Annotated in this window: 24 protein-coding genes; 14 read left to right on the top strand and 10 right to left on the bottom strand. The window is 66.2% G+C overall.

All coding sequences use genetic code 11. The features are described 5' to 3' along the window. The first annotated feature begins 40 nt into the window (after window positions 1-40). From AC2DGY_RS14545 to AC2DGY_RS14535, 3 genes are all read left to right on the top strand, one after another. The gene (locus tag AC2DGY_RS14545; RefSeq protein ID WP_484510467.1) at window positions 41-922 is read left to right on the top strand and encodes a TIGR03620 family F420-dependent LLM class oxidoreductase; all 882 of its coding nucleotides are present in this window, start codon (window positions 41-43) and stop codon (window positions 920-922) included. Next, on the top strand, window positions 922-2,127 hold the full coding sequence (locus AC2DGY_RS14540) for an MFS transporter (protein WP_484510466.1): 1,206 nt from the start codon (window positions 922-924) through the stop codon (window positions 2,125-2,127). Before AC2DGY_RS14545 ends, AC2DGY_RS14540 begins: the two co-directional genes overlap by 1 nt. Window positions 2,128-2,433: 306 nt before the next feature. Next, complete coding sequence (locus AC2DGY_RS14535) at window positions 2,434-3,363, top strand: Ppx/GppA phosphatase family protein (RefSeq protein ID WP_484510465.1); 930 nt, start codon at window positions 2,434-2,436, stop codon at window positions 3,361-3,363. 110 nt (window positions 3,364-3,473) lie between these two features. Here the strand turns inward: AC2DGY_RS14535 and AC2DGY_RS14530 are convergent, their stop codons facing one another. From AC2DGY_RS14530 to rplM, 5 genes are all read right to left on the bottom strand, one after another. Continuing rightward, a complete protein-coding gene (locus AC2DGY_RS14530) occupies window positions 3,474-3,968 on the bottom strand; it encodes a flavin reductase family protein (protein WP_484510464.1) in 495 nt (164 codons plus the stop codon). Beyond that, complete coding sequence (locus tag AC2DGY_RS14525) at window positions 3,965-4,525, bottom strand: NADPH-dependent FMN reductase (RefSeq protein WP_484510463.1); 561 nt, start codon at window positions 4,523-4,525, stop codon at window positions 3,965-3,967. Before AC2DGY_RS14525 ends, AC2DGY_RS14530 begins: the two co-directional genes overlap by 4 nt. A 247-nt stretch (window positions 4,526-4,772) precedes the next feature. Then, a complete protein-coding gene (glmM, locus tag AC2DGY_RS14520) occupies window positions 4,773-6,131 on the bottom strand; it encodes a phosphoglucosamine mutase (protein WP_484510462.1) in 1,359 nt (452 codons plus the stop codon). 14 nt (window positions 6,132-6,145) lie between these two features. Beyond that, a complete protein-coding gene (gene rpsI, locus AC2DGY_RS14515; protein ID WP_484510461.1) occupies window positions 6,146-6,610 on the bottom strand; it encodes a 30S ribosomal protein S9 in 465 nt (154 codons plus the stop codon). Window positions 6,611-6,630: 20 nt separating this feature from the next. Continuing rightward, entirely contained in the window at window positions 6,631-7,077 is a 447-nt protein-coding gene (gene rplM, locus AC2DGY_RS14510) for a 50S ribosomal protein L13 (RefSeq protein WP_484510460.1), read from the bottom strand. Between the two features lie 291 nt (window positions 7,078-7,368). Between rplM and AC2DGY_RS14505 the strand changes: the two genes are divergently transcribed. Further along, window positions 7,369-7,803, top strand: a complete 435-nt coding sequence (locus AC2DGY_RS14505) for a VanZ family protein (protein ID WP_484510459.1) — start codon at window positions 7,369-7,371, stop codon at window positions 7,801-7,803. Window positions 7,804-7,833: 30 nt separating this feature from the next. Here AC2DGY_RS14505 and AC2DGY_RS14500 read toward each other — a convergent pair whose 3' ends face one another. Next, window positions 7,834-8,688, bottom strand: coding sequence for a CPBP family intramembrane glutamic endopeptidase (locus tag AC2DGY_RS14500; protein WP_484510458.1), 855 nt, complete (start codon window positions 8,686-8,688; stop codon window positions 7,834-7,836). Between the two features lie 116 nt (window positions 8,689-8,804). Here AC2DGY_RS14500 and AC2DGY_RS14495 point away from each other — a divergent pair, with 116 nt between their 5' ends. The 10 genes from AC2DGY_RS14495 (at window position 8,805) to AC2DGY_RS14450 (ending at window position 20,881) form a co-directional block, all read left to right on the top strand. Then, window positions 8,805-9,458 (top strand): arsenate reductase/protein-tyrosine-phosphatase family protein, encoded by a 654-nt coding sequence (locus tag AC2DGY_RS14495; RefSeq protein WP_484510457.1) that lies wholly within the window; start codon window positions 8,805-8,807, stop codon window positions 9,456-9,458. Between the two features lie 84 nt (window positions 9,459-9,542). Next, a complete protein-coding gene (locus AC2DGY_RS14490) occupies window positions 9,543-11,021 on the top strand; it encodes a tyrosine-protein kinase domain-containing protein (RefSeq protein WP_484510456.1) in 1,479 nt (492 codons plus the stop codon). An 11-nt stretch (window positions 11,022-11,032) separates the two neighbouring features. Continuing rightward, entirely contained in the window at window positions 11,033-11,950 is a 918-nt protein-coding gene (locus AC2DGY_RS14485) for a hypothetical protein (RefSeq protein WP_484510455.1), read from the top strand. A 311-nt stretch (window positions 11,951-12,261) separates the two neighbouring features. Beyond that, window positions 12,262-13,665: a sugar transferase gene (locus AC2DGY_RS14480; protein WP_484510619.1), complete on the top strand. Its 1,404-nt coding sequence runs from the start codon at window positions 12,262-12,264 to the stop codon at window positions 13,663-13,665. 94 nt (window positions 13,666-13,759) lie between these two features. After that, complete coding sequence (locus AC2DGY_RS14475) at window positions 13,760-14,599, top strand: glycosyltransferase (RefSeq protein WP_484510454.1); 840 nt, start codon at window positions 13,760-13,762, stop codon at window positions 14,597-14,599. Between the two features lie 44 nt (window positions 14,600-14,643). After that, a complete protein-coding gene (locus AC2DGY_RS14470; RefSeq protein ID WP_484510453.1) occupies window positions 14,644-15,654 on the top strand; it encodes a glycosyltransferase in 1,011 nt (336 codons plus the stop codon). Further along, window positions 15,651-16,601 (top strand): glycosyltransferase, encoded by a 951-nt coding sequence (locus AC2DGY_RS14465; protein ID WP_484510452.1) that lies wholly within the window; start codon window positions 15,651-15,653, stop codon window positions 16,599-16,601. Before AC2DGY_RS14470 ends, AC2DGY_RS14465 begins: the two co-directional genes overlap by 4 nt. Window positions 16,602-17,232: 631 nt before the next feature. After that, the gene (locus AC2DGY_RS14460) at window positions 17,233-18,318 is read left to right on the top strand and encodes a polysaccharide pyruvyl transferase family protein (RefSeq protein WP_484510451.1); all 1,086 of its coding nucleotides are present in this window, start codon (window positions 17,233-17,235) and stop codon (window positions 18,316-18,318) included. After that, window positions 18,315-19,643: a lipopolysaccharide biosynthesis protein gene (locus AC2DGY_RS14455; protein WP_484510450.1), complete on the top strand. Its 1,329-nt coding sequence runs from the start codon at window positions 18,315-18,317 to the stop codon at window positions 19,641-19,643. The genes AC2DGY_RS14460 and AC2DGY_RS14455 overlap by 4 nt, the downstream gene beginning before the upstream one ends. Beyond that, window positions 19,643-20,881 (top strand): Coenzyme F420 hydrogenase/dehydrogenase, beta subunit C-terminal domain, encoded by a 1,239-nt coding sequence (locus AC2DGY_RS14450; protein ID WP_484510449.1) that lies wholly within the window; start codon window positions 19,643-19,645, stop codon window positions 20,879-20,881. Before AC2DGY_RS14455 ends, AC2DGY_RS14450 begins: the two co-directional genes overlap by 1 nt. A 91-nt stretch (window positions 20,882-20,972) precedes the next feature. On the opposite strand, the gene AC2DGY_RS14445 is transcribed toward AC2DGY_RS14450, so the two are convergent. The 4 genes from AC2DGY_RS14445 to AC2DGY_RS14430 all read right to left on the bottom strand — a co-directional run bounded on the left by AC2DGY_RS14445 (window position 20,973) and on the right by AC2DGY_RS14430 (window position 25,268). Continuing rightward, window positions 20,973-21,467: an acyltransferase gene (locus AC2DGY_RS14445; protein ID WP_484510448.1), complete on the bottom strand. Its 495-nt coding sequence runs from the start codon at window positions 21,465-21,467 to the stop codon at window positions 20,973-20,975. Window positions 21,468-21,475: 8 nt separating this feature from the next. Beyond that, complete coding sequence (locus AC2DGY_RS14440; RefSeq protein WP_484510447.1) at window positions 21,476-22,816, bottom strand: hypothetical protein; 1,341 nt, start codon at window positions 22,814-22,816, stop codon at window positions 21,476-21,478. 15 nt (window positions 22,817-22,831) lie between these two features. Further along, window positions 22,832-23,899, bottom strand: coding sequence for an acyltransferase family protein (locus tag AC2DGY_RS14435; protein ID WP_484510446.1), 1,068 nt, complete (start codon window positions 23,897-23,899; stop codon window positions 22,832-22,834). Window positions 23,900-24,041: 142 nt separating this feature from the next. Next, on the bottom strand, window positions 24,042-25,268 hold the full coding sequence (locus AC2DGY_RS14430; RefSeq protein ID WP_484510445.1) for a lipopolysaccharide biosynthesis protein: 1,227 nt from the start codon (window positions 25,266-25,268) through the stop codon (window positions 24,042-24,044). Window positions 25,269-25,396 lie beyond the last annotated feature (128 nt).

Raw genomic sequence — 25,396 nt, 5'->3', positions numbered from 1 at the left:
GGACTGCGCTCCCCGATGCACTCTGAGAGAGGCAGCAGCCATGAACAGTTCCGTACCGATCGGGCCGGTAGGCATCTGGAGCTTGGAGCTCCGTAGCCGCAACCCGGAGGTCGACCAGGTAGCCGCGGAACTCAACGATCAGGGGTGGGGTGCGATGTGGATTGCCGGCGCCGGCGGCCCCGGGATCTGGGCCAGCGCCGAACGGCTCCTCGCGGCCGGTTCGCGCACGAGTGTGGCCCTCGGAGTTGTGAGTATCTGGTCGGAGGACGGACGCCGCGCATCCTCGGAGCACGCCAGGCTGCGAGACCAGTACGGCACGCGTCTTCTCACCGGGTTCGGGGTGAGCAACCCGCAGGCGGCAGCCGCCAGCGGACACACGTTCGCGAGCCCTCTTTCCGAGATGCGACGTTTCCTCGACGAGCTGGACGCGGATGCCGGCGAACCGCCACGGCAAGAGCGGCTCGTCGGGGCGCTCGGACCGCACATGGTGTCCCTCGCCGGCGACCGCACCGCAGGCATCCACCCTTTCCTGGTCACCCCCGTTCTGACGTCTAACTACCGTGCGCTGCTGGGACCTGAACCTCTCATCGCGCCCCACCAAGCGGTCGTTCTGGAGACCGACCCGGCTCGAGCACGAGCCACCGCCCGCGCCGGAATTGGCATGTATTTCGGCTTCCCCAGTTATCAGGCGAACCTGCGCCGAGCCGGCTTCGCCGATGACGACTTCCTTCAGGGCGGCAGCGACCGGCTCATCGACGCCACCGTCGCCTGGGGAGACATGGATGCCGTCGCCCGGCGGGTTTCGGAGCAGCACGCTGCGGGCGCCGACCACGTCGCCATCCAGGTCCTGACGGACAACCGCGGTTTCCCCCGCCACGAGTGGGCCGAACTTTCTCGCGCACTACTGCCATCGGAGAGCTAATGGACAGCACCACCACACGCAACACCGGTTCGACGCGAGCACACACACCGCCCCTCCCGGGGATGCGGATGTGGTGGGCGGTCGCCTCCCTCGCCCTCGGCGCGTTCATCCTCGTCGCCACCGAGTTCCTCCCCATCGGCGTACTGCCGCAGATCGCCGAGGAGTTGGAGGTCACGACCGGAACCGCGGGGTTGATGATTCTGGTTCCCGGGCTGGTTGCGGCGATTTCCGCACCGCTGGTCGTGGTGGGCCTGGCACGTATCCCCCGAAACCGGCTCGTGCTTCTTCTCGGCCTGCTGCTGCTCCTGGCGAACATCATCGGAGCGTTCGCTCCCACCTTCGCGATCCTGCTTCTGGGTCGCGTGCTGGTCGGGGTCGCGCTGGGCGGTTTCTGGGCGGTCGTGCCCTCACTGGGGTTCCGCCTCGCAGGTGAGAAGAACGGTACGAAAGCGACGTCGATCATCTTGGCGGGCATCTCCGCAGGGACCGTGATCGGTCTGCCCGCGGGACAGTTCATCGGCCAGCTCGCGGGCTGGCGCGCGGTGTTTCTGAGCGCTGCGGCACTGTCGGCGATCGTGCTTCTCGCGCAGCTTGTGCTGCTGCCCCGGATCGGCCCGACCGTCGGCATGAAGTGGCGTCAATTGAGCCGGGTGTTCCAGTCGCCACCCGCCCGAGTCGCGCTGATCGCCTCTGTTCTGGTGGCCACCGGTCAGTTCGCAGCGTCGACGTTCATCACCCCCTTCCTGGTGGACGAAGCACACCTGGCAGCCGGGGTCGTCACGGCCCTGTTCGTCGCGTACGGTGTCGCGGGCGTGTTCGGCACTCTGCTCGGCGGCTACCTCATTGCGAAGAACCGGTTGGCGACGCTTGCAGGTGTGTCACTCGTTCTTGGAGCGCTCCTGGTGCTGCTGCCGCTCATCGCCGGGTGGGGCGTCGTCGTCGGCGCACTGTTCACCGTGTGGGGGCTCCTGTGGGGCATCGTCCCGCTCTCCCTGCAGACCTGGATGATGGCCTCCCAACCGGGCGCGCCGGAAGCAGCATCCGCTGTGCTGGTCTCCACCATGCAGGGGTCCATCGCGCTCGGATCCCTCCTTGGCGGTGTGCTCGTGGACATCGCCGGACTGCGGATCGACTTCGTCATCGCCGGTGTCCTCGCCCTCGCCGCGGGGCTGTACCCGCTCGTCCGTCGCGTGACACCCCACTAATCCGCGCGGGCTGGCGCAACCGCGGGTACGCAAGCGCGCGCCGCGCACCCCCCCTCCCGGTTGCGCCCCTCCGGGCCCGCGCGGATCGAGGACATCTCGCGAATCGAGGACCCTCCGGCCCGCATCCATCCTCGATCCGCGAGAATTCCTCGATTCCCGCGCCACCGCTGACCCGCACTGCCGTTCCTTCGCCGTCCGAAGCGCCCTTTCCTTTGCCGCCCGCGCCCGGTTGCTGAGCGAGGGCGCCGTCCCCGGTCGCTGAGCGAGCGGAGCGAGACGAAGCGCCGCGACCGCTACGCTCAACGGGTGCGCCTCGGGGTTCTTGACATCGGTTCGAACACGGTCCATCTCCTGGTCGCCAATGCCCGCCCCGGCGGACGTCCGACCGCGACCACGAGCCACCGCACCGTGCTGCGGCTCATGCGCCACCTCACGCCCGACGGTGCGATCGATGCCGCCGGCGTCGCGGCGCTCGTGGATGCGGTCACCGAGGCCCGTGCGAAGGCCGCGGCCGAGGGGGTGGACGAACTGCTCGCCACGGCGACCTCGGCGGTGCGCGAGGCGACGAACGGCCCCGCCGTGATCGCCCGCATCGAGGAGGCCCTCGGCCAGCCGCTGCAGGTGCTCGGCGGTGACACCGAGGCACGGTTCACGTTCCTCGCGGTCCGCCGGTGGTTCGGCTGGTCGGCGGGACAGATCCTGCTGTTCGACATCGGCGGCGGATCGCTCGAGCTCGCCGGTGGCGCAGACGAGCTGCCCGATCTGGCCGACTCCGTGGCGCTGGGCGCCGGACGGATGACCATCGATTTCCTCCCCGACGATCCTCCGAACGACTTCCAGCTCGAGGCGCTGCGCCGGCACGCCGCATCCGTCCTCTCGCCGGTCGCGGAGCGCTTCGCGACCCTCCCGCGTCCCGACCACGTCGTGGGGTCGTCCAAGGCGATCCGCTCGCTCGCGACGCTGGCCGGATACCCGGTGCCCGGCTGGTCGGGCATCGAGCGGATGGTGCTCCCCCGCCGCGAGCTGAAGGCGTGGATCCCGCGGCTGGCCCGCATCCCGGCCGAGGCCCGCCAGGAGCTCCCCGGCATCACCGCCGACCGCGCGACCCAGATCGTCGCGGCCGCCGTCGTGCTCCACCAGGCGATGAAGGCGATGCGCGTCGAGGAACTCGAGGTGGCGCCGTGGGCGCTTCGCGAGGGCGTGCTGCTGCGCTACATCGAGTCCCTCGCGATGTAACCCCCGCTGAGCCCGTCGAAGCGCAAGCGACACGGAGCCCGCTCCCGGTCGCTGAGCCCGCTCCCGGTCGCTGAGCTTGTCGAAGCGTCCGGGAACGGACCGACCTCGCGTCAGCTCACGAGGTCGCGGAGGTGCCGGTAGGCGCCCTTGAAGAACAGCAGCGGCTCGTGGCGGTGCCACTCCGGCGGGCTCAGCTCGACAACCTTGCCGATCACGATGAGGTGATCGCCCGCCTCATGCTCGGCCCAGATCTCGCAATCCAGCCACATGAGGGTGTCGTTGATCACCGGATTCCCCGCCTCGGTCGGCGTCCACGCGACCCCCGCCCACTTGTCCGATCCCTTGCGGGCGAACTGGCTCGACACGTCGTGCTGATGGTGCGAGAGCACGTTGACGGCGAACCGGCCGGTATCGCGGATGCGGGGGTACGTCGTCGACGTCGTCATGACGCTGAAGGAGATGAGCGGCGGATCCATCGACACGCTGTAGAACGACTGGCACGTGAAGCCGATGGGGCCGTCGTCGTCGACGCCGCTGACGATGGTGATTCCGGATGCGAAGTGCCCGAGGGTGTCGCGGAAGGCTCGGGGGTCGACGGTGCTCATCGCGCCACCTCCGCGTCCACGCCTGCCGGCGCTTCCACCCGCGTGGCGCCGGCGAGGGATGCCAGTCGCGCGAGGTTTCCGCGGTACTCGGCGGCCGCCGCATCCACGAGGTCGTCGAGGCGGTCCATCTGGCTCGAGATGAAGTAGAAACCGCGGCCAGGGACGATGGCGCCGAGCTCCGCGAGGAGCGGCGCCAGGGTGTGCGTCGGACCCATCGAGTGGGTCTGGTCGGCCCCGGTGAGAACCGGGATCGCGACGACGCCCGACAGCCCGTTCGCAGGGTACCGATCGAGGAAGGCCTTCAGGAGGCCCGTGAACGTCGCCTTGTAGGTCGGCGAGGCGAAGACCGCGAGGTCGCTTCCGGCGACGGCGGCGTTCAGCGCCGCCATCGTCTCCGACGGCCACGCGAAGATGTCGGCTTCGTAGTCGGCGAGGTCGATCACCGTCAGGTCGTAGGTGCCGGGGCCGAGCAGGCTCTCGACCAGGGTCGTGGCCACCTTCAGGGTTCGCGATTGCGGCTTCGGATTGCCGACGACGACCGAGACTTTCACTGTCATGTCTTACTCACACTTTCACCGGTTGGCAGGAAGGTGAGACGCGCGGTCGCCGAACGCACCCGAAAGCAGGCGGGGTTCGAGCGACACCGACGTCTCTCTCTTGTTCCACCGAGGTTTTTTGTCCCGGTGGCCCGCAACGGCTTACGTTGCTCCACCAGGATACGCCGCGGATGTTTCGCACAGGTAACCCGCGTCATCCCCGGCATGCACGCACGACCCACGCACGACGCACGCGCGCAGCCGCGCTCTACGCGGCGAGGCGCTCGCGCACGACCGTCGCGATGCGGTCGGCGTAGGCCTGGGCCGACTCGGCGTCCGCGGCCTCGACCATGACGCGCACGAGGGCTTCGGTTCCGGATGCGCGCAGCAGCACGCGTCCGGTGTCGCCGAGTTCGCCGGTCACGGCCTTCACCTCGGCCTGCAGTACCTCGTCGGTCGCGACGCGGGTGCGGTCGACGTCGCGCACGTTCACGAGCACCTGGGGGAACACGGTCATGACCGAGGCGAGCTCGGCGAGCGTCTTCCCCTGCCGCGCCATCTCGGCCACGAGGTGCAGGCCCGTGAGCAGCCCGTCGCCGGTGGTGGCGAAATCGCTCATGATGACGTGACCCGACTGCTCGCCGCCGAGGGAGTAGCCGTTCTTGTTCATCGCCTCGAGCACGTAGCGGTCGCCCACGCCGGTCTGCACGACGTCGATGCCGTGTTCCTTCATGGCGCGGTGAAGGCCCAGGTTGCTCATCACGGTCGCCACCAGGGTGTCGTCCACGAGGCGCCCACGGTCTTTCATCGCCACCGCGAGGATCGCCATGATCTGGTCGCCGTCGACGATGCGGCCCGCCGCGTCTACGGCGAGGCACCGGTCGGCGTCGCCGTCGTGGGCGATTCCGACGTCGGCGCCCACTTCGAGCACCTTCGTCGCGAGCTGGTCGAGGTGCGTCGAGCCGACGCCGTCGTTGATGTTGAGGCCGTCGGGGTCGGCGCCGATGACGGTGACCTGGGCTCCGGCGTCGCGGAACGTCTCGGGCGACACACCGGCAGCGGCACCGTGCGCGCAGTCGAGCACGACATGGATGCCGTCGAGCCGGTGCGGCAGCGAGGCCAGCAGGTGCACGACGTAACGGTCTTCCGCGTCGGCGAAGCGGCGGATGCGGCCGACACCGGCGCCGGTGGGCTGCAGCTTGTCCCACTCGAGGGCGGCTTCGATGCGCTGCTCGACGATGTCGGGGAGCTTCACGCCGCCGCGGGCGAAGATCTTGATGCCGTTGTCGGGCGCCGGGTTGTGCGAGGCCGACACCATCACGCCGAAGTCGGCGTCGATGTCGCCGATCAGGTACGCGGCAGCGGGGGTCGGGATGACGCCCGCATCGAGCACGTCGACACCGGATGAGGCGAGCCCGGCCGCGACGGCGGCGGAGATGAACTCGCCCGACACGCGCGGATCACGGGCGACCACGGCGGTGAGCCGCCGTCCCTCGGCGCGGCGCGCCGCGGCCGTACGGCCCTGGCCCAGGACGACGGCGGTCGCCTGGGCCAGGTGAAGTGCGAGGTCGGCGGTGAGGGGGCCGTTGGCCAGCCCCCGCACCCCGTCCGTGCCGAACAGCGGCATGGAACGAGCCGAACTCAGCGCTTGGAGTACTGAGGCGCCTTGCGGGCCTTCTTGAGACCGGCCTTCTTGCGCTCCTTGACGCGAGCGTCACGGGAGAGGAAGCCGGCCTTCTTCAGGGCGGCGCGGTTGTTCTCCACGTCGATCCCGTTGAGCGAGCGGGCGATGCCCAGGCGCAGCGCGCCGGCCTGACCCGAGGGGCCACCGCCGGAGATGCGCGCGATGACGTCGTACGCATCGGTGAGGTTGAGCACGGTGAAGGGGTCCTTCACGAGCTGCTGGTGCAGCTTGTTCGGGAAGTAGTCCTCGAACGTGCGGCCGTTGACGGTGATGACGCCGGTGCCGGGGACGATGCGCACGCGGGCGATGGCCTGCTTGCGGCGGCCCACTGCGGCGCCCGGCACGCTCAGGACGGGGCGCTCGGCGGCGACGACGGTCTGGTCAGCCGGCGTCTCGGTTGAGTAGTTCTCGATGTTCGACACGAGTGATCCTTAATCGGCGCTTACTGGGCGACCTGGTCGAAGGTGTACGTCTTGGGCTGCTGCGCACCGTGGGGGTGCTCTGCGCCGCGGTAGACCTTGAGCTTGGAGAGCTGCTGAGCGCCCAGGCTGTTCTTCGGGAGCATGCCGCGAACGGCCTTCTCGACGGCGCGCTCGGGGTTCTTCGCGAGAAGCTCCTCGTAGGTGACCGACTTGAGACCGCCCGGGTAACCCGAGTGGCGGTACGCCTTCTTCTTCTGGAGCTTCTGGCCCGTCAGCGCGACCTTGTCGGCGTTGATGATGATGACGAAGTCGCCGGCGTCCATGTGGTTGGCGAAGGTCGGCTTGTGCTTGCCGCGGAGGAGCACGGCGGCGTGGGAGGCGAGGCGGCCGAGAACCACGTCGGTGGCGTCGATCACGAGCCAGTCGCGCTGGGCTTCGCCAGCTTTGGGGGTGTAAGTGCGCGTCACAGTAATGCTGCTTTCTGATTCGAACGGAGGTGTTCGTGAATCCCGCTCCGGGGGCTTTCTCTGTCGGTCCCCGAGCTTGTCGAGGGGCGGAAGAGCGAAGACACCAGTGGAGGGCTCACGTTCGCAGTGCCGCCAGCAGTCGGCGAGCACCAAACGAATAGCTTACGGCATGCGGATGCTGCAGCCAAACATCACCGATCGTGACACCGCTGAGCCCAGGGCCGGTCGCTGAGCCTGTCGAAGCGTCCGGCCCGAAACGCGGGGGTAACCGCGAGCGTCTATCGTGACGGGATGCTCCGAGCACCCGTCGATCCGCGCGTGCGGGGCCTGCTCGTGGTCGCTCTGGGCGTGTACGTGCTGGTTCTGGCGCTGATCGCCTTCTGGCCGACGCACGTCGACCGCGACGCCGGACCGCTGCTCGCGGCGATCGAGCGTCTCCTGCCGTGGGCGACGCATCGGCGCCTGGAGTTCACGGCGAACATCGCGCTCTTCCTGCCGTTCGGGCTGCTGCTGACACCGCTCGTGCGCTCGGCACCGGTCACCCTCGCGCTGGGCGTCGCGGCGTCGCTGGCGATCGAGGTCGTGCAAGACCTGGCGCTCCCGGGACGGACGGCGAGCGCGTGGGATGTCGCCGCCAACTCCCTCGGCACGGCCGCCGGCGTCGTCCTCGCGCTCCTCATCGCCCGGCTGACACGCCCGGCGCCCGCACCCGCCGGCGCCCGCTGACCCACCCCCGCGTCATCCGCGGCCAGCGGCTCAGCTGAGGCTGGGCCCGCTCGATCCGCCGAGCAGCGTGCCGGCGGTGGAGAGCGCCACCCAGAGGCCGTTGTAGACGATGTGCACGAGCACGGCGGCCCAGATGCGTCCCGTCAGCAGCACGAGGAGGCTGTTGACGAGTCCGACGAGCGTCAGCGAGACCGCGGCGTCCCACGGGATCGGCGCGAGCACCGCATGCGCCACGACGAAGAGGCCGGTGGAGACGAGGGCCGCGGCGAATCCGGCGACGCCGCGCCCGGCGATCCGGCGCACCGCCGTGTAGACGGCGACCAGCACGAGCCCGCGGAAGAAGAACTCCTCCAGCACCGGCGCTATAAGAGTGGCACCGAGCAGCTGGTCGAAGAACCATCCCGCCGGCAGGCCGCCACCGGCGGAGGGGTACGACGGCCAGGCTCCGCTGCCGCCGGCGAGCATCTCCAGCCCTCCCTGCGCGAAGCGCAACAGGATGCCGAGGGTGATGCCGTAGAGGAGGTCGAGCGGGCGGAAGCGCAGCAGCGCCCGCGGGCGCGACCGGACGAACGCGACGACGACGGGTGCGGCGAAGGCGATCCACAGCACCACGAGCGACAGGGTCGACCCGAGCGGCTGGGGAGCGAATTCGTTGAGCGCTGCCGCGGCGACGATGCCGGCGCCGAGGCTGAGCACCGCCCAGCCGAGCATCTCCCAGCCCCAGCGCTGCACCGAGGTGCCGCCCTCGATCCAGGTGCGGTGCCGGCGCGGCGACCGGCGGCGGCTCGACCGCTCGCCAGGTGCCTCCTCGACCGTCTCCGCAGTCTCGACATCGACCTCCGACACAAGGAGGTCACGGCGCGCGGCGTCGGTAGACTCGGACATCGACGCCCACGTTACCGGCCCGCCGCCGGTCGCCGAGGAGCAACCTCCGCCTCCCCCGGTTCGCCGGGCGGGCGAAGCGAGACGAAGCGCCCCCACGCCGACAGATAAGGGACGGGATGCTCGACCTGGACCTGAGCGGCCTGTTCGCCCCGCAGGGCGACACATCGTCGTCGCCGACCATCGAGATCCTCACCGTCTGCACCGGCAACATCTGCCGCTCGCCGCTGGCCGAGCAGATGCTGCGCGCGCGCCTGAGTCCCCTCGACGTCCGGGTCGCCAGCGCCGGCACCAGCGCGATGATCGATTCCCCGATGACACCAGAAGCCGCGCGGATGGCCGCATCCCTCGGCGTCGCGGCCGACGACAGCGCCGCCCACCGCGGCCGCTGGCTGAGCGAGCGCGAACTGGTCACGCCCGACCTCGTGATCGCCATGACGCGCGAGCACCGGAAGCGCATCGTGGAGCTCTCCCCCGCGCGGATGCGGTCGACCTTCACCGTGCGCGAGTTCGAGCGTCTCGCGTCCGGGGTCACCGACTCGGAACTGACGGGGGCGGCGGATGCTGCCGGCACCGACCCGCACGTCCGCGTCCGTGCAGCGCTGGAGGTGCTGAACGCCCGCCGCGGCGGGGTCGAGGCGCCCTCCGATCCGGCCGCCGATGACGTGATCGATCCCTACCGTCGGTCATGGGAGACGTACCAGCGTTCGACCGCTCAGCTGCTCCCCGGACTGGGGGACATCACACGGGTTCTGCGGGCGGTTCTGACCTGATCGGAACGGCGTGCCGCCGTCACGGATTGGAAACACTCTGTATGGCAGGATGATCGCGTACCCCACGCACCCCCGAGAGGCGTCATGGAGCTCAGCGACTACATCCGCATCCTCCGCAAGAGTTGGCTCGTGATCCTCGCCACGACTCTCCTCGGGATCGCGGTGGCTGCCGGGTACTCCCTCACGCGCACTCCTCTCTATGAGGCATCCACTCGCGTCTTCGTCTCGACGGAGGCCGGCGGCAGCGTCGCCGAGCTGCAGCAGGGCGGTAGCTTCGCCCTCCAGCGCGTGGGCACGTACGTCCAACTCGCCGAGAGCCCGCTCGTCCTCAATCCCGTCATCGCCGAGCTCGGCTTGGAGGGCACCGCCGACGCCCTCGCCGAGCAGGTGACGTCGTCGACCCCCCTCAACTCCTTCCTCATCGACATCTCTGTCGAAGACGCCGACCCCGTCATGGCAGCCGACCTCGCCAACGCGATTTCGGCGAGCCTGACCGCGGCGGTCGAGACGATCGAGACGCGCGAAGGCCAGCCCACCAGCCCGGTGCAGCTCAGCCGGGTGAAAGACGCGCTGCCCCCGCTCAAGCCGGTGAGCCCGAACGTGCCCCTGAACCTCGCCCTGGGCGGGCTGATCGGCCTCGCTGCCGGGCTCGGGATCTCGGTGCTCCGCTCGGTGCTCGACAACCGGGTGCGCAACGCCCGCGACGTCGAGGCCCTCACCGACCGGCCCCTCATCGGAGCCATCCCGTTCGACCCGAAGGCGAGCGAGCGGCCCCTGATCCTCGAGGCCGACCCGCACAACACCCGCTCCGAGGCGTTCCGGTCACTCCGCACCAACCTCCAGTTCCTCGAGATGGACGGGGGCCACAGCTTCGTCGTCACCTCCAGCCTGCCGAGCGAGGGCAAGTCGACGACGACGATCAACCTGGCCGTCGCCCTCGCCGACGCCGGCAAGCGCGTCGCGCTCATCGACTGCGATCTGCGCAAGCCGAAGGTGTCGGAGTACCTGAACATCGAGGGCGGCGCGGGCCTCACCGACGTCCTCATCGGCCGGGCCCGCGTCGCCGACGTCATGTTCCCCTGGGGCAAGCGCCCGCTCTACATCCTTCCGGCCGGGAAGATCCCGCCGAACCCCAGCGAGCTGCTCGGCTCGAAGCAGATGGGGCAGCTGCTCGAGGCGCTCTCGAAAGAGTTCGACGTCGTCCTGTGCGACGCTCCCCCGCTTCTTCCCGTGACGGATGCGGCGATCCTCTCCCGCTCCACCGCCGGGGCCATCGTCATCGTCGCGGCGGGGCGCACCACCACTCACCAGCTCAGCGGTGCCTTCGAGGCTCTGGAGACGGTGGGCGGCAAGGTCGCCGGCGTCGTCATGACGATGGTGCCGACGCGCGGACCCGATGCCTATGGATACGGGTATGGCTACGGCTACGGCGGCTACGGCAACTACGTGGAGTCGCAGACCCCGTCGAAGTCCGACAAGCCCCGCCGTGCCGCCCGCCGCCGCTCCGGGCGCGCAGGAGCTCAGCCCGCCACCGAAACCGGCGCTTCCAGCCTGCTTCCCTGACTAGGAGTGTGATGGCCCGACGTCCGCCCGGCGTCAGCACTTCCGCGCGATGGCTCGCCGGCGTGCTGGTCGCCGTGCTGGCCATCGGCACGATCGTGCTCGCCGTCATCGCCGTCGATCGGGTGCGCGCACCGCAGACCGCGGGAGAGGCCGCTCCCGCCCCGACGTTCACCTTCGGGGGCGGGGCGACGACCGCGCCGACGCCATCGTCGCCGCCAGCGCCCGTCGCCGGTGCGGCGTACCCGCGCGCGGAGGAGCGATTCCTCTCTGTCGGGTCGGGCGGGATGTGGCGCGGAATCGCCGGTGAATGCGGCGCAGCAGCCCCGCTGATCGAGCGCTCGACCGACGGCGGTGACACCTGGGAAGACGTCACCCCGGCCTACCGGGGAATCGGGCAGCTCCTCGCCCTCGACGCCTTCGCCGGCACCGAGGCCGAGATGGTCGCGGGCATGGGCGACGAGTGCGAAACGCAGGCCCTCCGCACCTTCACGCAGGGCGAGTTCTGGGAGCCGTACCCCGAGGTGCTCGCCGCATCCCGCTACCTCGACCCGACCGAACCGAACAGTCTCATCACCCCGGGCGGCCAGGTCGATGCGCCGTGCGCCGACCCCCGCAGCGTGCGCGCCGCCGGCGCCACCGTGGCCCTGGTGTGCGAGGGCACTGCGTACGTGTTGGGCGCCGACCGCGAATGGCTTCCCCTCCCGATCCCGGATGCGGCGGCCGTCGCCATCTCGGGCGACGAACTCCTGGTCGCCGCACGGTCGGCGGCGTGCCAGGGCCTCGAGGTCTCCGCCCTCTCGGGCGGCGGGTTCTCCGAGTCCACCCCACTCGGCTGCGCTGCTGTCGACCCGGCGACGCCCGTCGCGGTCGCAGCGACCGGCGATGACGCCCTCCTCTGGTCAGGGGAGTCGCTGATCCGACTCCCGTGATTCGACCCAATCCCTATGACGGCGTGGGCCGCCGTGCCGTCAACCTTTGTCCCCCACGTGTCCCCCATTACGTCATTTCGGCGACACAAACCGGTGCTAGCGTGACGCCTGGAACAATCCGTTGGGGCACCGGACGACGGAAGGAAACTACTGTGACGTCAGACCTGCGGGTCGACGCGACACCGCCGTCGCAGAGTACCGAGAACCACGCTGAGCGCTCCATAACCACGGGCGCTCTTGACCTATCGGCTAGCCTGACGAAGGTGCCCGATAAGCCGTCGAGATGGCGCCGCGCCTACGCGCGACGACTGATGCTCACGGATCTCCTCGTGCTCGTGTGGGTCGTCTACGGGGCGCAGATCGCGTGGTTCGGTGCCGGCAACGTCGAGGTGGCGATCGCCCACGATGCAAGGATCACCGACCTGTCCTACTGGGCATTCTCAACCTTCCTGATCGTGGCGTGGTTCTGGGCGCTGTCTCTCATCGATTCGCGGAGCGAACGCGTCATCGGCTGGGGCTCCCAGGAGTACATCCGCGTCGCGGACGCGAGCTTTCGCCTGTTCGGGCTCATCGCCATCGTCGCCTTCCTCACGCAGACCGAAGTCGCTCGTGGGTACTTGCTTATCAGCCTCCCTCTCGGCATCGTGACGCTCGTGATCGGTCGCTGGGTGTGGCGCCAATGGCTCATCATGAAGCGACAACGTGGCGAGTTCTCCGCGAATGTGCTCCTGGTTGGTTCGCTTAACTCGGTGACCCAGATCGCCCGCGAGTTGCAGCGCTCGAGCAGCGCCGGCTACCGCGTCGTCGGCGCCTGCGTTCCGTCCGGGAAGGTCGCAGACACAATCCCGGGGACGCGCATCCCGGTGATGGGCAACGTGGATGCCATCGAGCAGGCTATCGCGGCGACGGGGGCGGACACAGTGGCCGTGACGAGCACCGACGAGCTGCCTCCGGACAAGGTTAAGCAGATCTCGTGGAGTCTCGAAGCCGGACGTCAGCACCTCGTGCTGGCGCCCAGCATCATCGATATTGCCGGCCCGCGGCTTCACGCCCGCCCGGTGGCTGGCTTGCCATTGATCCACGTGGAGACCCCGCGCTTCAGCAAGGGGCAAATCTTCCTGAAGCGAACAGTCGATCTGGCAGCAAGCATCCTAGGCGTCATCGTTCTGAGCCCCGTACTGCTCCTTCTGGCTATGACGGTGCGCTTCACGAGCCCGGGCCCCGTGCTTTTCCGCCAGACCCGTATAGGCCTCCGTGGCAAAGAGTTCACCATGCTGAAGTTCCGGTCCATGGTCGTCAATGCGGAGGACCTCCTTGAGCAGCTCGCGGAGCAGCATCGAGACGTGGGAAACGAAGTCATGTTCAAGATGAAGAACGATCCTCGGGTGACGCCAGTGGGCCGTGTTATGCGGAAGTTCAGCTTGGACGAGTTACCCCAGCTGTTTAACGTCATCGGCGGCTCGATGTCCCTGGTCGGGCCCCGTCCGCCCCTGCCCTCCGAAGTCGCGAAGTACGCGGACCATGTGCACCGTCGGTTCCTTGCCAAGCCCGGCATAACGGGTCTGTGGCAGGTCAGCGGACGCTCCTCGTTGTCATGGGAGGACACAGTGCGTCTGGACTTGTCGTACGTAGAAAATTGGTCCCTCATGGGGGACATTGTCATACTGGCGAGAACGGCGCGCGCAGCTTTCTGGCCCGGAGGAACAGCCCATTGATCGCCGTTCGTCAGTTCGGTAGCGCGCTCCCTTTGCACGGGCGCCTACCAGCGGGGGTTTGTGCACTACATCAGCCAGCCGAGGAACTAGAGCAATGAGATCCCCGCACCCCGCGTCATCGGAAGCCGCCGAGCCCCCAGCTGCACGCTGGTCACTCATCACTGTCTCGTACAACTCGGCCAGCAAGCTGAAGCAGTATTGGGGAAATGTATCTCTCCCGCCAGACGTCGAGTGGATCGTCATCGACAATGGCTCCAGCGATGACACGCTGGCGGTAGCGTCCGCATTGGGCGCAACGACGATTCCCCTTGGTCGCAATATCGGTTTCGGCGCCGCGAATAACCTGGGGTTTGCCAGAGCGGCCGCCCCACTGATTGCGTTCGTCAACCCGGATGTCACGCCTGAGCTTGAGGATCTCGACCGGATGGCCGAGTATCTCGCCGTGAATCCGCGAGCCCTCGTTGCGCCGCAACTTCGCTTCCCCGACGGAAGCGCCCAACCGAACGGGCGGGGAGTGCCGTTCCTAGCGGCAAAAATAGTGCATCGGCTTGCGCCGTCGCGACTTGAGGGCACATACCGGTTAATAGCGCCAGCCGACGCCGAGATAGAGGTGAGCTGGCTCACGGGGGCCGTAATTGCCGGAGCGCGAAGTCGGTTCGCGGAACTCGGGCCATGGGACGAGACGTTCTTTGTCTATTACGAAGACACCGATATGTGTCTTCGTAATAGGGCTGGCGGAGGCACCTCCGTGGTGCTCGGACGACTCAGCTGGGTACATGGATGGGCGCGCGAGGCGACCGGTGCCAATCTTTCCGCCTGGCGTCTGGAGCTCGCTTCGATGACCAAGTTCTACCTCCGCTACCCGGCTCTGCTCTCGCCGGCCCCCCGCTGGACTCAGAAGCGACTACAGCAGAGCGGCTGGTGCACCCCATGAGAGTAGTTTTCGACGCGCTGGCCGCCACCACTCACTCAGGTGGTATGAAGCTCCACGCCACGGAACTCATTCGCGCCTACATCGCCACCTATCCATGCGACGAAGTGACCGTTGTGACGGGACCGTGGGGCGTCGACCATTTCGCACCGTTTGGCACTGTCGTGGAAGTTGTCAACAACGAATCTGTCGCTGGCCGGAGTGTGGGGCAGATCCTGCGGCTTCCGGTCATCGCACGGCGTGCTCGCGCCGACATCGTCGTATCGCTGAGTCCGATCGTCTCGCCGCTGATACCGCGTGCGCGAGCGGTTTGTTTCCAGCACGACTGGCGACATAAGAAGAATCCGGAGGAGTTCCCGTGGTTCCAAAGGCTCTACAGAAAGCTCTGGGAGATTTCGGCGCGGCGCGCCGGACTCAACATATGCATCTCCCGTAAGGCCGAGGCAGAAACTCGCCAGTATGTGCCATCCGCTAACACGGCCGTCGTAGAGAACGGCCGCGACCACGCACGGGACTGGGGGCTCACGGCAACCCAGGTCGGCAAGAGGGCGATCACGACCTTCGGTCATCACAACAACAAGCGCCCGGAGTTGGTCATTCGTGCGCTCGGAGAGTTACCACTCTCTACTCGAGAACCCGTAGCACTGACAGTGCTTGGCGCACGAGGTAAATATGCGGAGGAACTCGCGCGCCTTGCACGGGAAGTGGCACCGACCGCGAAGGTGACATTCCCTGGATTCGTAACCGATCGAATATACCAACAAATCATCGCAGGTTCCTCGGTAATCGTGATGCCGTCGTCGGACGAGGGCTTCGGACTGCCCGTTGCGGAAGCCGAGTTTCTCGGCATACCCGCGGTTGTGACCAGCGACAGCGGCATGGCGGATATTTTCGGGGACTCGGTACTAGTCGCCGCGCCCAACCCCGCGGAGCTTAGCTATCAGATCGCCCGGGCTCTGGATAATCCACCCGCCCACTCCGAGACGCGCGCCCTCCCTCGCTGGGTGGACTCGGCCGCACAACTTAGAGCTCTCATGGACGCACAGGTCGCAGCATGAGTATTGATGGCGCAGTCACGCCCCCGCATCGCCCACCAGTTACGGCCTGGATTGTCAATTACGAATCCGCTCAACACGTCGCCGCTTGCCTGCCCGGGCTCATCACGTCGGTGGATCGCGTGGCCATTCTCGACAATGCCTCCTCCGAAGCCGACTTCGCTGCCCTCGTGGAAGTCGCTTCCCGCTACGAGTCCGCCCAGGTCTACCGGTCCGAACACAACCTGGGGTTCGGGGGTGGACATAACGAACTCTCTCGCGTGACCCCGCGCGCGAGAGATGAGGTGGTGTGGCTGCTCAACCCCGACACGCTAGTGAGCCAGGGAACCGTCAAGCCCCTGGTCGATGCCCTTACGAATCGGGTGGCGGACATCGTATCCCCGGTGATAGTTCACAGCCGAGGCGCGGTTGACCGGATCTGGTTCAGTGGCGGCCGGATCGATCGCTCCGCCGGGCGAGTCGAAGAAAGTCAGCTGGGACGAGACCCCGTCGCACTACGTGACGCTCCGATTTTTCTGTCGACCGAGTTCATCACGGGAGCCGCGCCGATGATGCGCCGCGAAACTTGGGACCGGCTGGGCGGATTCGACGACTCTCTATTCCTTTACTGGGAGGATGTAGAACTCAGTCTCCGAGCACGCGCCTCCGGGATGTCCCTGGCAGTCGTAACCTCGAGCGTGCTGTTCCACGCGGAGGGTGGATCGTCGAAGGGCAAGCGGAGCTCACGCGCGGCGGTGTATTTCTTCACGAGTCGCAACCGTATTTGGGTCTGCCGCCAGCCGGGGTCGAGAGGGCTAGGAATAGTCATGGGACGCGGAGCGTGGAATACCGCGCGCCTGCTCGCGTACGCGCTCCTTCGCGAAGGTGCGGGCCGTACCAGTAGAGCCGTCGCCGTAGTGCGGGGTTCGCTTGCTGGTTTGCAGCGCAGAGAGTCTCATGGTGCGTTCTAACGGTCTAGGTGCGCCGCAGCTTCTTCGGCACGAAACCACCGAGGGCCATCGGGCGCCGCTATATCCGCAATGTCGTCGGGCGCGACGGAACTCCGCTAGGGCCGTGGGGCTCAGTGTCATATAGCCGCGCGAATGGTGATCATCGCGGGCTCCGGGTTGCTATCCGCCATCAGCGACTCGGGCTCGGAGCAACTTCGCGAGCACACCTTGTCGGCGGGGTTGGACGTGCTCTGGTTCACAAGCCGCCCCTCCCCATCCTGGGCTATTGGTTCGCTTGTAGATCAGGATCAACGCTCGTGCTAGCTCACCCTACGCGGCGGCTTTGGTGCCGAGTCGGGCCCCCGTTACCGTGGAGAACCCATAAGCAAGTCGGCGCTGAGCACGCAGTGGCCTCCCGGGGGGCGTTCCTCATGCTTCTCGCGGGGCCGACGATCCGTGCCGTACGCATGTCAGCGGGTTTCGACTCGGGAGTCCTGGCATTAGTCGCCGTGGCCGTCGGCGCTCGCTTACTGCGGACGCAACCCACCATGTGGATGGCGCTCGGTTACATGGCCGCCATCGTCCGCGAATACTATTCACGCGCTGTACTGCCGGTTAAACAATCACGCAAAAGGACACACATATGAGGCGAGTGCTCATCACCTGGGCGAACCCCGAATCCCCTAACCTCGGCGTGCGGGTTCTTGCATTCGGCATGGAGAGGGTAGCCCGAATGGCTTGGGGTGATGACGCGCACGTCGAATTCCAAGACTTTGCCGCGACCTCCCGCGGTATCGCATTCGGCGGAAGGTCGGTGATCAGGGATGTGTTTTCTCGCTCCCCGATTTCGGACCGGATTGGCTCATTTGACGTCATCCTGGACTCAGGGGCCGGCGACAGCTTCACGGATATGTACGGGATTAAGCGTCTAGCAACGATCGCCTACGTTCACGAACGCTCCAACCGCATGCGTGTCCCCACGGTGCTTGGCCCGCAGACGCTCGGACCATTCGAGTCTCGTCTTGGCCGGCTTCTCGCCCGCCGGTCGTTGCGGCATGCCTACCACGTCATCTCACGGGATCCGGAAAGTCGGAACTATGCGCGCCGAGTCCTTGGGAGGTCAGACGTGACGTTGTCGACCGACGTGGTCTTTGCACTGCCGACCCCGCGGGATAACGTCGAGCCCAAGTACGACGTCATGGTGAATGTGTCCGGTCTACTGTGGGGCCCCAATCGCCACGTCCCCAGCGACCTCTATCGGACCGCGATTCGGAATCAAATCTCGGCGCTTCTTGAAGACGGACGACGGGTGGCATTGCTGGCACACGTACTGGAAAACGGTACGGCGGATGACGATGTCCCCGCGGTACACGCGGTGGCGAATGAATTCGGCGGAGATGTCTCGGTCGTCGTTCCAGGCGATCTGTGGGAGGCGCGTGCGGCCATAGCAGGCTCCAATCTCTTGATTGGCGCGCGAATGCACGCGTGCTTGAACGCGCTCTCAGTCGGGGTTCCCGCGCTACCGTGGGCATACTCCCGAAAATTTGCCCCTTTGATGACCGATTTGGGTTGGTCCCACACTCAGCCGCTGTCCTCCTCATCCGACACCCTAGTGGCGGCCACTAGGCGGGCGCTGGATAACCTTGGCCAGCTCAAAACCGAGGTGGACCATGTCCGATCTAGGGCGAAGGCGAGCATAGAAGGCGTCGTGGCGCGCCTCGCCGGAGTCGAGGATTGACTCCGCCTCTCGCCGATCACAGGCGCAGCGGTCCCACCTGGATCCTCCTCGCGAGAGTGACGGCACTGACTCTGAGCCTGTTGAGTGCACCGGTAGTAGCGCGTGCGATCGGGCCGGAAGGACGTGGCGAGACTGCCGCCGTCCTAGCCTTGGCCTATCTTGTGCCCATATTGGTAGGGATGGGCGTGCCGTTCGAAGTTCGGAGGCAGGTGGCGGCGTCGGGGGGTGGGGCGACCATCGTGGCCGCGCGGTGGATTTGCCTCATGGCGCTCGCGCCATGTGCGCTCACGGCGATCGTTCTTTGGAGCACATACTTCACGGTATTCGACCAGGAGGCCCGTCTCACCAGCGCCGTCGTCGTGGCGTTAACACCTCTCACGATTAGCTGGATGTGCGACAATAGCGCGCTCGTCGCTCAGGGACGCTTTCGGGCGATTTTCTTTCTTCAGATTTGCCAGCCGAGCATCTACCTGCTCGCTGTGGTCATATTGTGGGTGACCGACTTGGCGACCGTCTCCACAGTACTGTTGGCCGCATTAGCTGGTAATGCGGCCACGGCTATCGTGGGATGGTTTCTCGTGCGGCCCAGTCGCCGCGGTCAGCGCGTGCGTCCCTTCGCCCTAGCGCGGGCTTCGGCGCCATATTGGGGGAGCGCCGCAGCCGAGGCCGCAAGTAATCGAGTGGATCAGGTGCTCGCGCTCCCGCTCCTTGGCGCTTTCCAGTCTGGCCTGTACTCCGTAGCCGTCGCTATAGGGACTGTGCCGATCGCCATCGGACACGCCGTTAGCGGGGCCTACTTCGCGCAGTTCGTTGCTGCCACCGATCAGACGCGCCGTGCTCTAGTGGGTGCCGCCTTGCGCGACAGCACTGCCCTCGCGCTCCTGGTTGGATTGCCAGGTGCCGCCGTCTCACCATTTCTTATCCCGTTGCTGTTTGGCGAGGAGTTCAGAGCGGCGGGGCTCCCAACTGCGATCCTTCTCGTCGGCTCAGCCCTGGCGGTCGCCCTCTTCACGGCCTCCCAGGCGATCGGAGGGGGCGGGCGCGGACACATCATGTCGCTCGTTCAGCTGGTCGGCCTCTTAGTGGGAACAGCAGCCCTGTTCGTCGCTGGTCCCCCGTGGGGAGCAACGGGGGCCGCCATCGCGGCGATAGTCGGAGGATGCGCAGCGATGGTGTATGTGATCCGATTCCTTCGTCTAGCTCCCCGCGAGTGGGCGCCTCGTCCCCGGGACGCAGGATACGCCGTTGCGCTGCTGCGCGACGGTTTCGATGGAATTCGTCACGAAGAACGGAGCAGGCGGCCACGCCTGAAGGGAGAAGAGTGATGGGTAGGTCGGGGTCGCTTGCCACGCTTGTAGCGCAGGTGGTCACCTCCGGTAATTGCACCGGTTGCGGCGCTTGTACGCAGATCAGTTCTGGTATCGATATGAGGCTCAACGACGCTGGGTTCGCGCGACCTGCCGTTGGGACTGACCATGATGAATCGCGCGAGGCCGCTGATCGTTTCCGGCGCGTGTGTCCGGGCTTCGCACTCGAGCCTCCAGCCAGATCGTCACATCATCACTGGTTATTCGGCCGGTATGAGGGAGCGTGGGAAGCGCATGCAAGCGACCCGGAGGTGAGGACGGCGGGAAGTAGTGGTGGGGTAATCACCGCGCTCGCAGCCTGGTTGAATAAGAGAGGCGACTCGGTGACTGGCATCGCTTCTTCACCGCGTGCTCCCAGCCGATCGGTGCCAGTGACCATCACCTCCCGGGAAGAGGCGCTCCGCGCCAGCGGCTCACGGTACGCCCCTGCGTCTGCGCTCGAGAATACGAACATCCAGACCGCTGAGGCGATCATCGGCAAACCGTGTGAAGCAGCGGCAGTACGTCGCCTGAACGACACCGGCGCGCGTCCACAACCGCTAATTGTCTCCTTCTTCTGCGCCGGCACCCCTAGCCAGCACGCGACCGAATCCCTAGTCGATTCGCTGGGGGTGGAGCGGCCACTCTCTTCGCTGAGGTATCGCGGGGAAGGCTGGCCCGGGAGCTTCTCGGCGTCGGGGGCCAACGGTTTGCGCGGGGAACTCTCGTACGACGAGTCATGGGGGGGACACTTGGGGCGTCAGCTCCAGGACCGATGCAAGATATGCCCCGACGGGACTGGGGAGGCAGCGGATATATCTGTAGGTGACTATTGGCGCGCTGACGACCGGGGTTTTCCTGTTTTCGAGGACGCCCCAGGCAGTTCCGTCTTGTTGGCGCGAACTCCGAGGGGCGCACGCATCGTTCAGGAGGCCATGCGTGACGGTGTGTTAACCCTCAGCGAAATCAGTCTCGACGCTGTAGCAGCCATACAGCCCCTGCAGTCTCAACGCCGGAAGGCGCTGGGGGGGAGAGTCGTCGGGCGAGCCCTTGCGTTGAAGCCGGTTCCAAGGTATCGGGGCTACGGGATCGTCCGCCGAACGCTCGGCCATCCGTACGCAAATTTGCGCGCGGCGGTAGGCGGCTGGTTACGCGCTCGTCGCCGCGGTGCCACCGCCGATAGCATGCCGCGTCCGACAACCGAACACCTATCGTGAAAGGCATCACGCGAATGATTGCGGGCTGATTGCCTCGGCAGCGAACGTGCAGTCGCCGGTCGTGACTGCGCTCGAGACGAACGGGTAGCCGTCAGGCGATCCGGCGTATCTCGCGAGCCGGCACGCCGCCATAGACGGCGTCAGCTCTGCAGTCGGAAGTGACAACGGCGCCGGCGGCGATGATCGCTCCCGGTCCGATCGTTACCCCTGGCAGGATAGTTACGCCAGCGCCAATCCAGGCTCCGTCGCCTACCGCAATCGGTGCTTGAGTCATCTCACCAGCGCGGTGACTGCGATCACCGATCTCGTGGCTGGCGGTTATGAAGGTGACACGCATTCCGATGTCAACATTGCGTCCAAGCGTGATGCGTTCGTGAGTCGAGAACATGCATTCGCGGTTCACGAATGTGCCCTCCCCGATCGTGACCCTGGTGCTGCCAAACCAGATCGCGGGGGCGATAGTGGATCGCGCAACATCCATGCCAAAGAGGCGAAGCACTCGCCATCTATATCGCGGCGGAACGATAGACCAGGATGCGCAGCCATTCAGTGCGACGGCGCGCCAGAGGGAATGGATGTAGTCCATGCCGCGCATCATTGCACCCGAGTGTGTAGTGCGCGTGTCGCGGGCGACGAGGCTGCGCGCAGGGAGGCCCCATCGGCCTCACCCTGGGCTGGACCCATGGCATAAATCAGCCCGGCCAGTGCCAGCCACATGATCGGGGTGGTCAAGTTCGGGTCGGCAATCGCCTTCGCCACAACGGTCGCCAGAAGCGCCATACTCGTGGCCCGCCACTCCTTCAGCCTCGCCCCTCGAAAGATGGCGACAACGAATACCGAGAGAATTAAGAACGCCCCGATGAGGCCTACGTTGCTCAATAAGAGGGTGACCATGCTCGAGGGGCGATTTCCACCCAAGCCCACGCCGAAACCCAGCGTGTCGCCCGTGATCTGAAGCGACAACAAGTCGGCCGAGCTGCGGACCCGTAGGGAACCGCTGGAAGAGGACCTGTCCGTGATGGTTTCACTTAACGCGGTGGACAACGGGTTTGGTACCAGCAACGAAATCGCGAGGATGATGGGCACGAAGATCCCAATGACCGGGAGCTTCATCTTGCCGAACAGGAACATCGCCGCGTACGCGAGGACGGCGACTCCCGTGAGCACCACCGTGGCGAGAGCCGCTGTTCCAGATGCGCTCAACGCCAGATTCAAGATCGACAGAGCCGCGGTGACCAGCGTGACCACGCGCACCCAGCCCCTTGCACGACCAACAAAGTACAGGCAGAAGGCGAGGCTGGCAATCGAGTACACCGCGAGGTATGACGGCTCGGCGAACACCCCAAAGTGCCTGGTCTCGTAGGGGTTGAATCCCGCCGACGTGTAGTTGCGAAAGAGTCCGTCCAGGAGATCAGGCGCGCCGGGCACAAGACGCAGCGCACTTAGCGCCGCCCCGGCAAAGAACCCAGGCATAAGCAACGCCGGGCTGATCGACTTCTGTTGCGCAAGGAATAGGACCGTGCCAGCGGCAAGCCAGAGATAGATGAGTTGCGCCACCATCGAGATGTCGTAGGCCAGCGGCGTGGGGTCGAAGACCTGGGAGTCCACCCCAGATCGTGGGCGGAGGACTCCCATACCGGCGAAAATGGCAGGCGCGATTGCGGTCACCAGTGTCGCCCATACCGCCGCGAAGCCAAGCACATTCAATAACGGGCGATGTGTGCGCACCCCGCTCAGCCACCGAGTCCCCGCGATCGCCGTAGCGACGAATGCGAGCACGTAAAACGGTGGGATCGAGTTCTCGCCGATGGTCACGGCAGCCGTGGTTTGAAACGGAGTGGAGATGGAGAGCACCCACGGGAGGCGGTGACGCGCGAACAACCCGAACCCGAGGGCCAAGGCCAGGGTCACCAACCCGACGAGACTGATTGTCATGTCAGTGAGGCATCCCTATCTCTGCACGGCGATCTCTTGTACGGTGGCGTGCTTTCGTCGCCGGCCGGGCTTCAACTTCAGCGCTGGCTTCTCGATGAGTAGCCAACTTAGCGCTGCCAGTGGCAGCGTCGCCAACACGGAGCCCACCGCGAACAGGGGAACCCCCATCGCGGCGAGCCCGCCGCTCGCCAGTACCTGCTGAATCGGAAAACCGTACACGTACGTCCCGTAGGAGATGTCGTTGCGTAGCCTCAACAGCGGTGTCTTGATAATCGCTCCGCTAGAGATCATCAGGTAGGCGACCGGCAGCGCCCCCAGCACTCGGTAGTCAGGTAGAAAAAGCGAGGCGATAACAATCGCCAGAGCGACAACCATCCAAGCCGGGGAGAGGCGGATGCGCCCCTGAAACCGGAACACCAACGCCCCGGCCATGAACATCAGAGCGAATCTGGCCGCGAACGCTAGCGCCTCGATGGACGTCGGGAGGAAGATGAGAGCGACCGAAGCGATCGTCGCCGCAGCGAACAAGGCAGGAAACACCCACCTCCGCCAAATGAGGCCCGCCGCCCCCAGCGCGAGTACGCCGAGGTAGCAAAGAAACTCCCACTGGAGCGTCCAAAGAGAACCATTCCACGCTCCGGGATAGGGGGCCACGCTCGGCGTCCCCCCGATGTCGGTTTGCGTGATGAGCAGCGTCGCATTGCGAATCACGTAGCCCACGTTCGCGATCGAATACGCCGGCGTCCCCGATGCGAGAAGATTACCGAGTGGTGCCAGGGCCGCTGCCGTCACAAGAAGGCAGACCCAATACGCGGGGTAGATGCGCAAGGCGCGGGCGGCGAGATACCGCAGCCAGCTGGGATCACGCATCCAGCTACCCACGATGAGAAAACCGGAAATGGCGAAGAAGCTGTCGACGAAGATCGAACCGAGAAGCTGACGGATCGGCCCATCGGGCATGTCGTTTCCGCTGAGCGGGAAGGAGTGCCAGACGATGACCCCGAGCGCCAGCAAGAGTCGGACGAAATTGAGTCCGTTGGCGCGGGGGTCGAAACCTTGCGCCAGGGTGGGCCCGGATCTCATGCTCCGAAGAGTAGCGGTCTCGCGTGTCGATCGCGTTTCGGCTCCCGTCATTAGACGAAAACGGAGGCGGTCTATGAGCCCTAGGCGAAAGCGGGGCGGTCTATGAGCCTTGGAAATGCGCGCGAGAGTGGGCCCTAGCCCGCTACGTCACAGACCGGATCTGAAGGCTTGCGTCCTCGAGAGTCCTCCGCAGACGGAACCATAGGTAGAGCCAGCAGTAGAGGTTGCGGATGCTGTATGCGCACAGCAGAACGATTGCGGCGAGCGTGGCGGGCACACCCAATGCGGCGCAGATGAAGATCGACGCAAGAGCGAGCACGACTGTGCCCCATCCAAGCCGCGCGATCGGCTTCTCCAGCCCCGCGGCCTGACCAATGCCATCAAGCGGTGAGGTCATGGCGATCACTCCAGCGGCGACGATGGTCGCCTGGATCATAAGTGTCGCGGGAAGGTAGTCCGCTCCCACCACGAGCGTGATGAGCATCGGGACGAACGGTGCAAGGCAGAGGCCGAGCACCGTGATGCTTGCCGAGACAACGGCGATTCTGACCAGAGCACGCTGCGAAAAGGCGCGGTCGCTTCGGGTTGCGGCGGGGATGATGACCTGGGCGACCGCGGCGGCTAGCACCTGGGCGGGCTTGCCCAGCCTGTACGCGAGCCCATACATACTGGCGGCGAAGTTGCCGAATGCGAGCTGGAAGAACCAGGTCTCAAGTTCCCGAGCCTGGGCAGAGACTGACGAGGCCCAGAACGGGAGTGCGTGGCGGGCAATGGTGGCGATTCGGGGTCCGTTTTCCTTGTCCTTGGGGAGATGGCGGAGACATGCGTAACCGAGCGCCAGTCCTACGAGACCGCCGCCAAGCAGTGAGATCGCATACCCCGTAACGGGAGCCACAGCCGCGAAGAGGAGGAAGACAAATACGCCCAGAGGGAGGACGCGCCGGATAAGTACGAGCAGTGTCGCTGCGCGTTGGCGGTCATCTGAAATCAGCAGCGCGATCTGCTGTTCTCCGATACGCTCGCTGGCCAGCCACGCCGCGATCAGCGTCGCATCGAGCACCGAGATGCCGGGGATGAGGCCGACCAGTACGAGCCCGAGGAGAACGGCTGCGGTGCCAACACCAAGCCAGTGAGAGAGTGCGTGGATGCGATGCGCGCGAGGATCATCCCGGGGCCGGAGCTCTTGGCGAAGCGAGTAGCTGGTGAGCCCCAGGTCGAAGACGACCGAGAGGAAAGCTCCAACGCCCAGGAGCGCGCTCAGTGCTCCGAATGAGTCAGGTTGTGTCAGACGCGCAACCAACAAGATCATCGCTGCCTGCGCAAGACTCGCAATGGCGCGACTGCCAACTATGAATAGGCCGGAACGCATTCCGTACCCCCCGGTACGCCCCGGACCCCCCGCCCGAGTGCTGCGGCAACCTTACTCGGATCGGCGGGCGAGTCAACGACCAGTTATGTTCGACGATGCGCGGAGCGCCCCACCGAATCTTCTCGATT

The organism is Microbacterium sp. Z6_144 (genome assembly GCF_057197625.1).
This window is presented reverse-complemented; position numbering and strand designations above follow the sequence as displayed.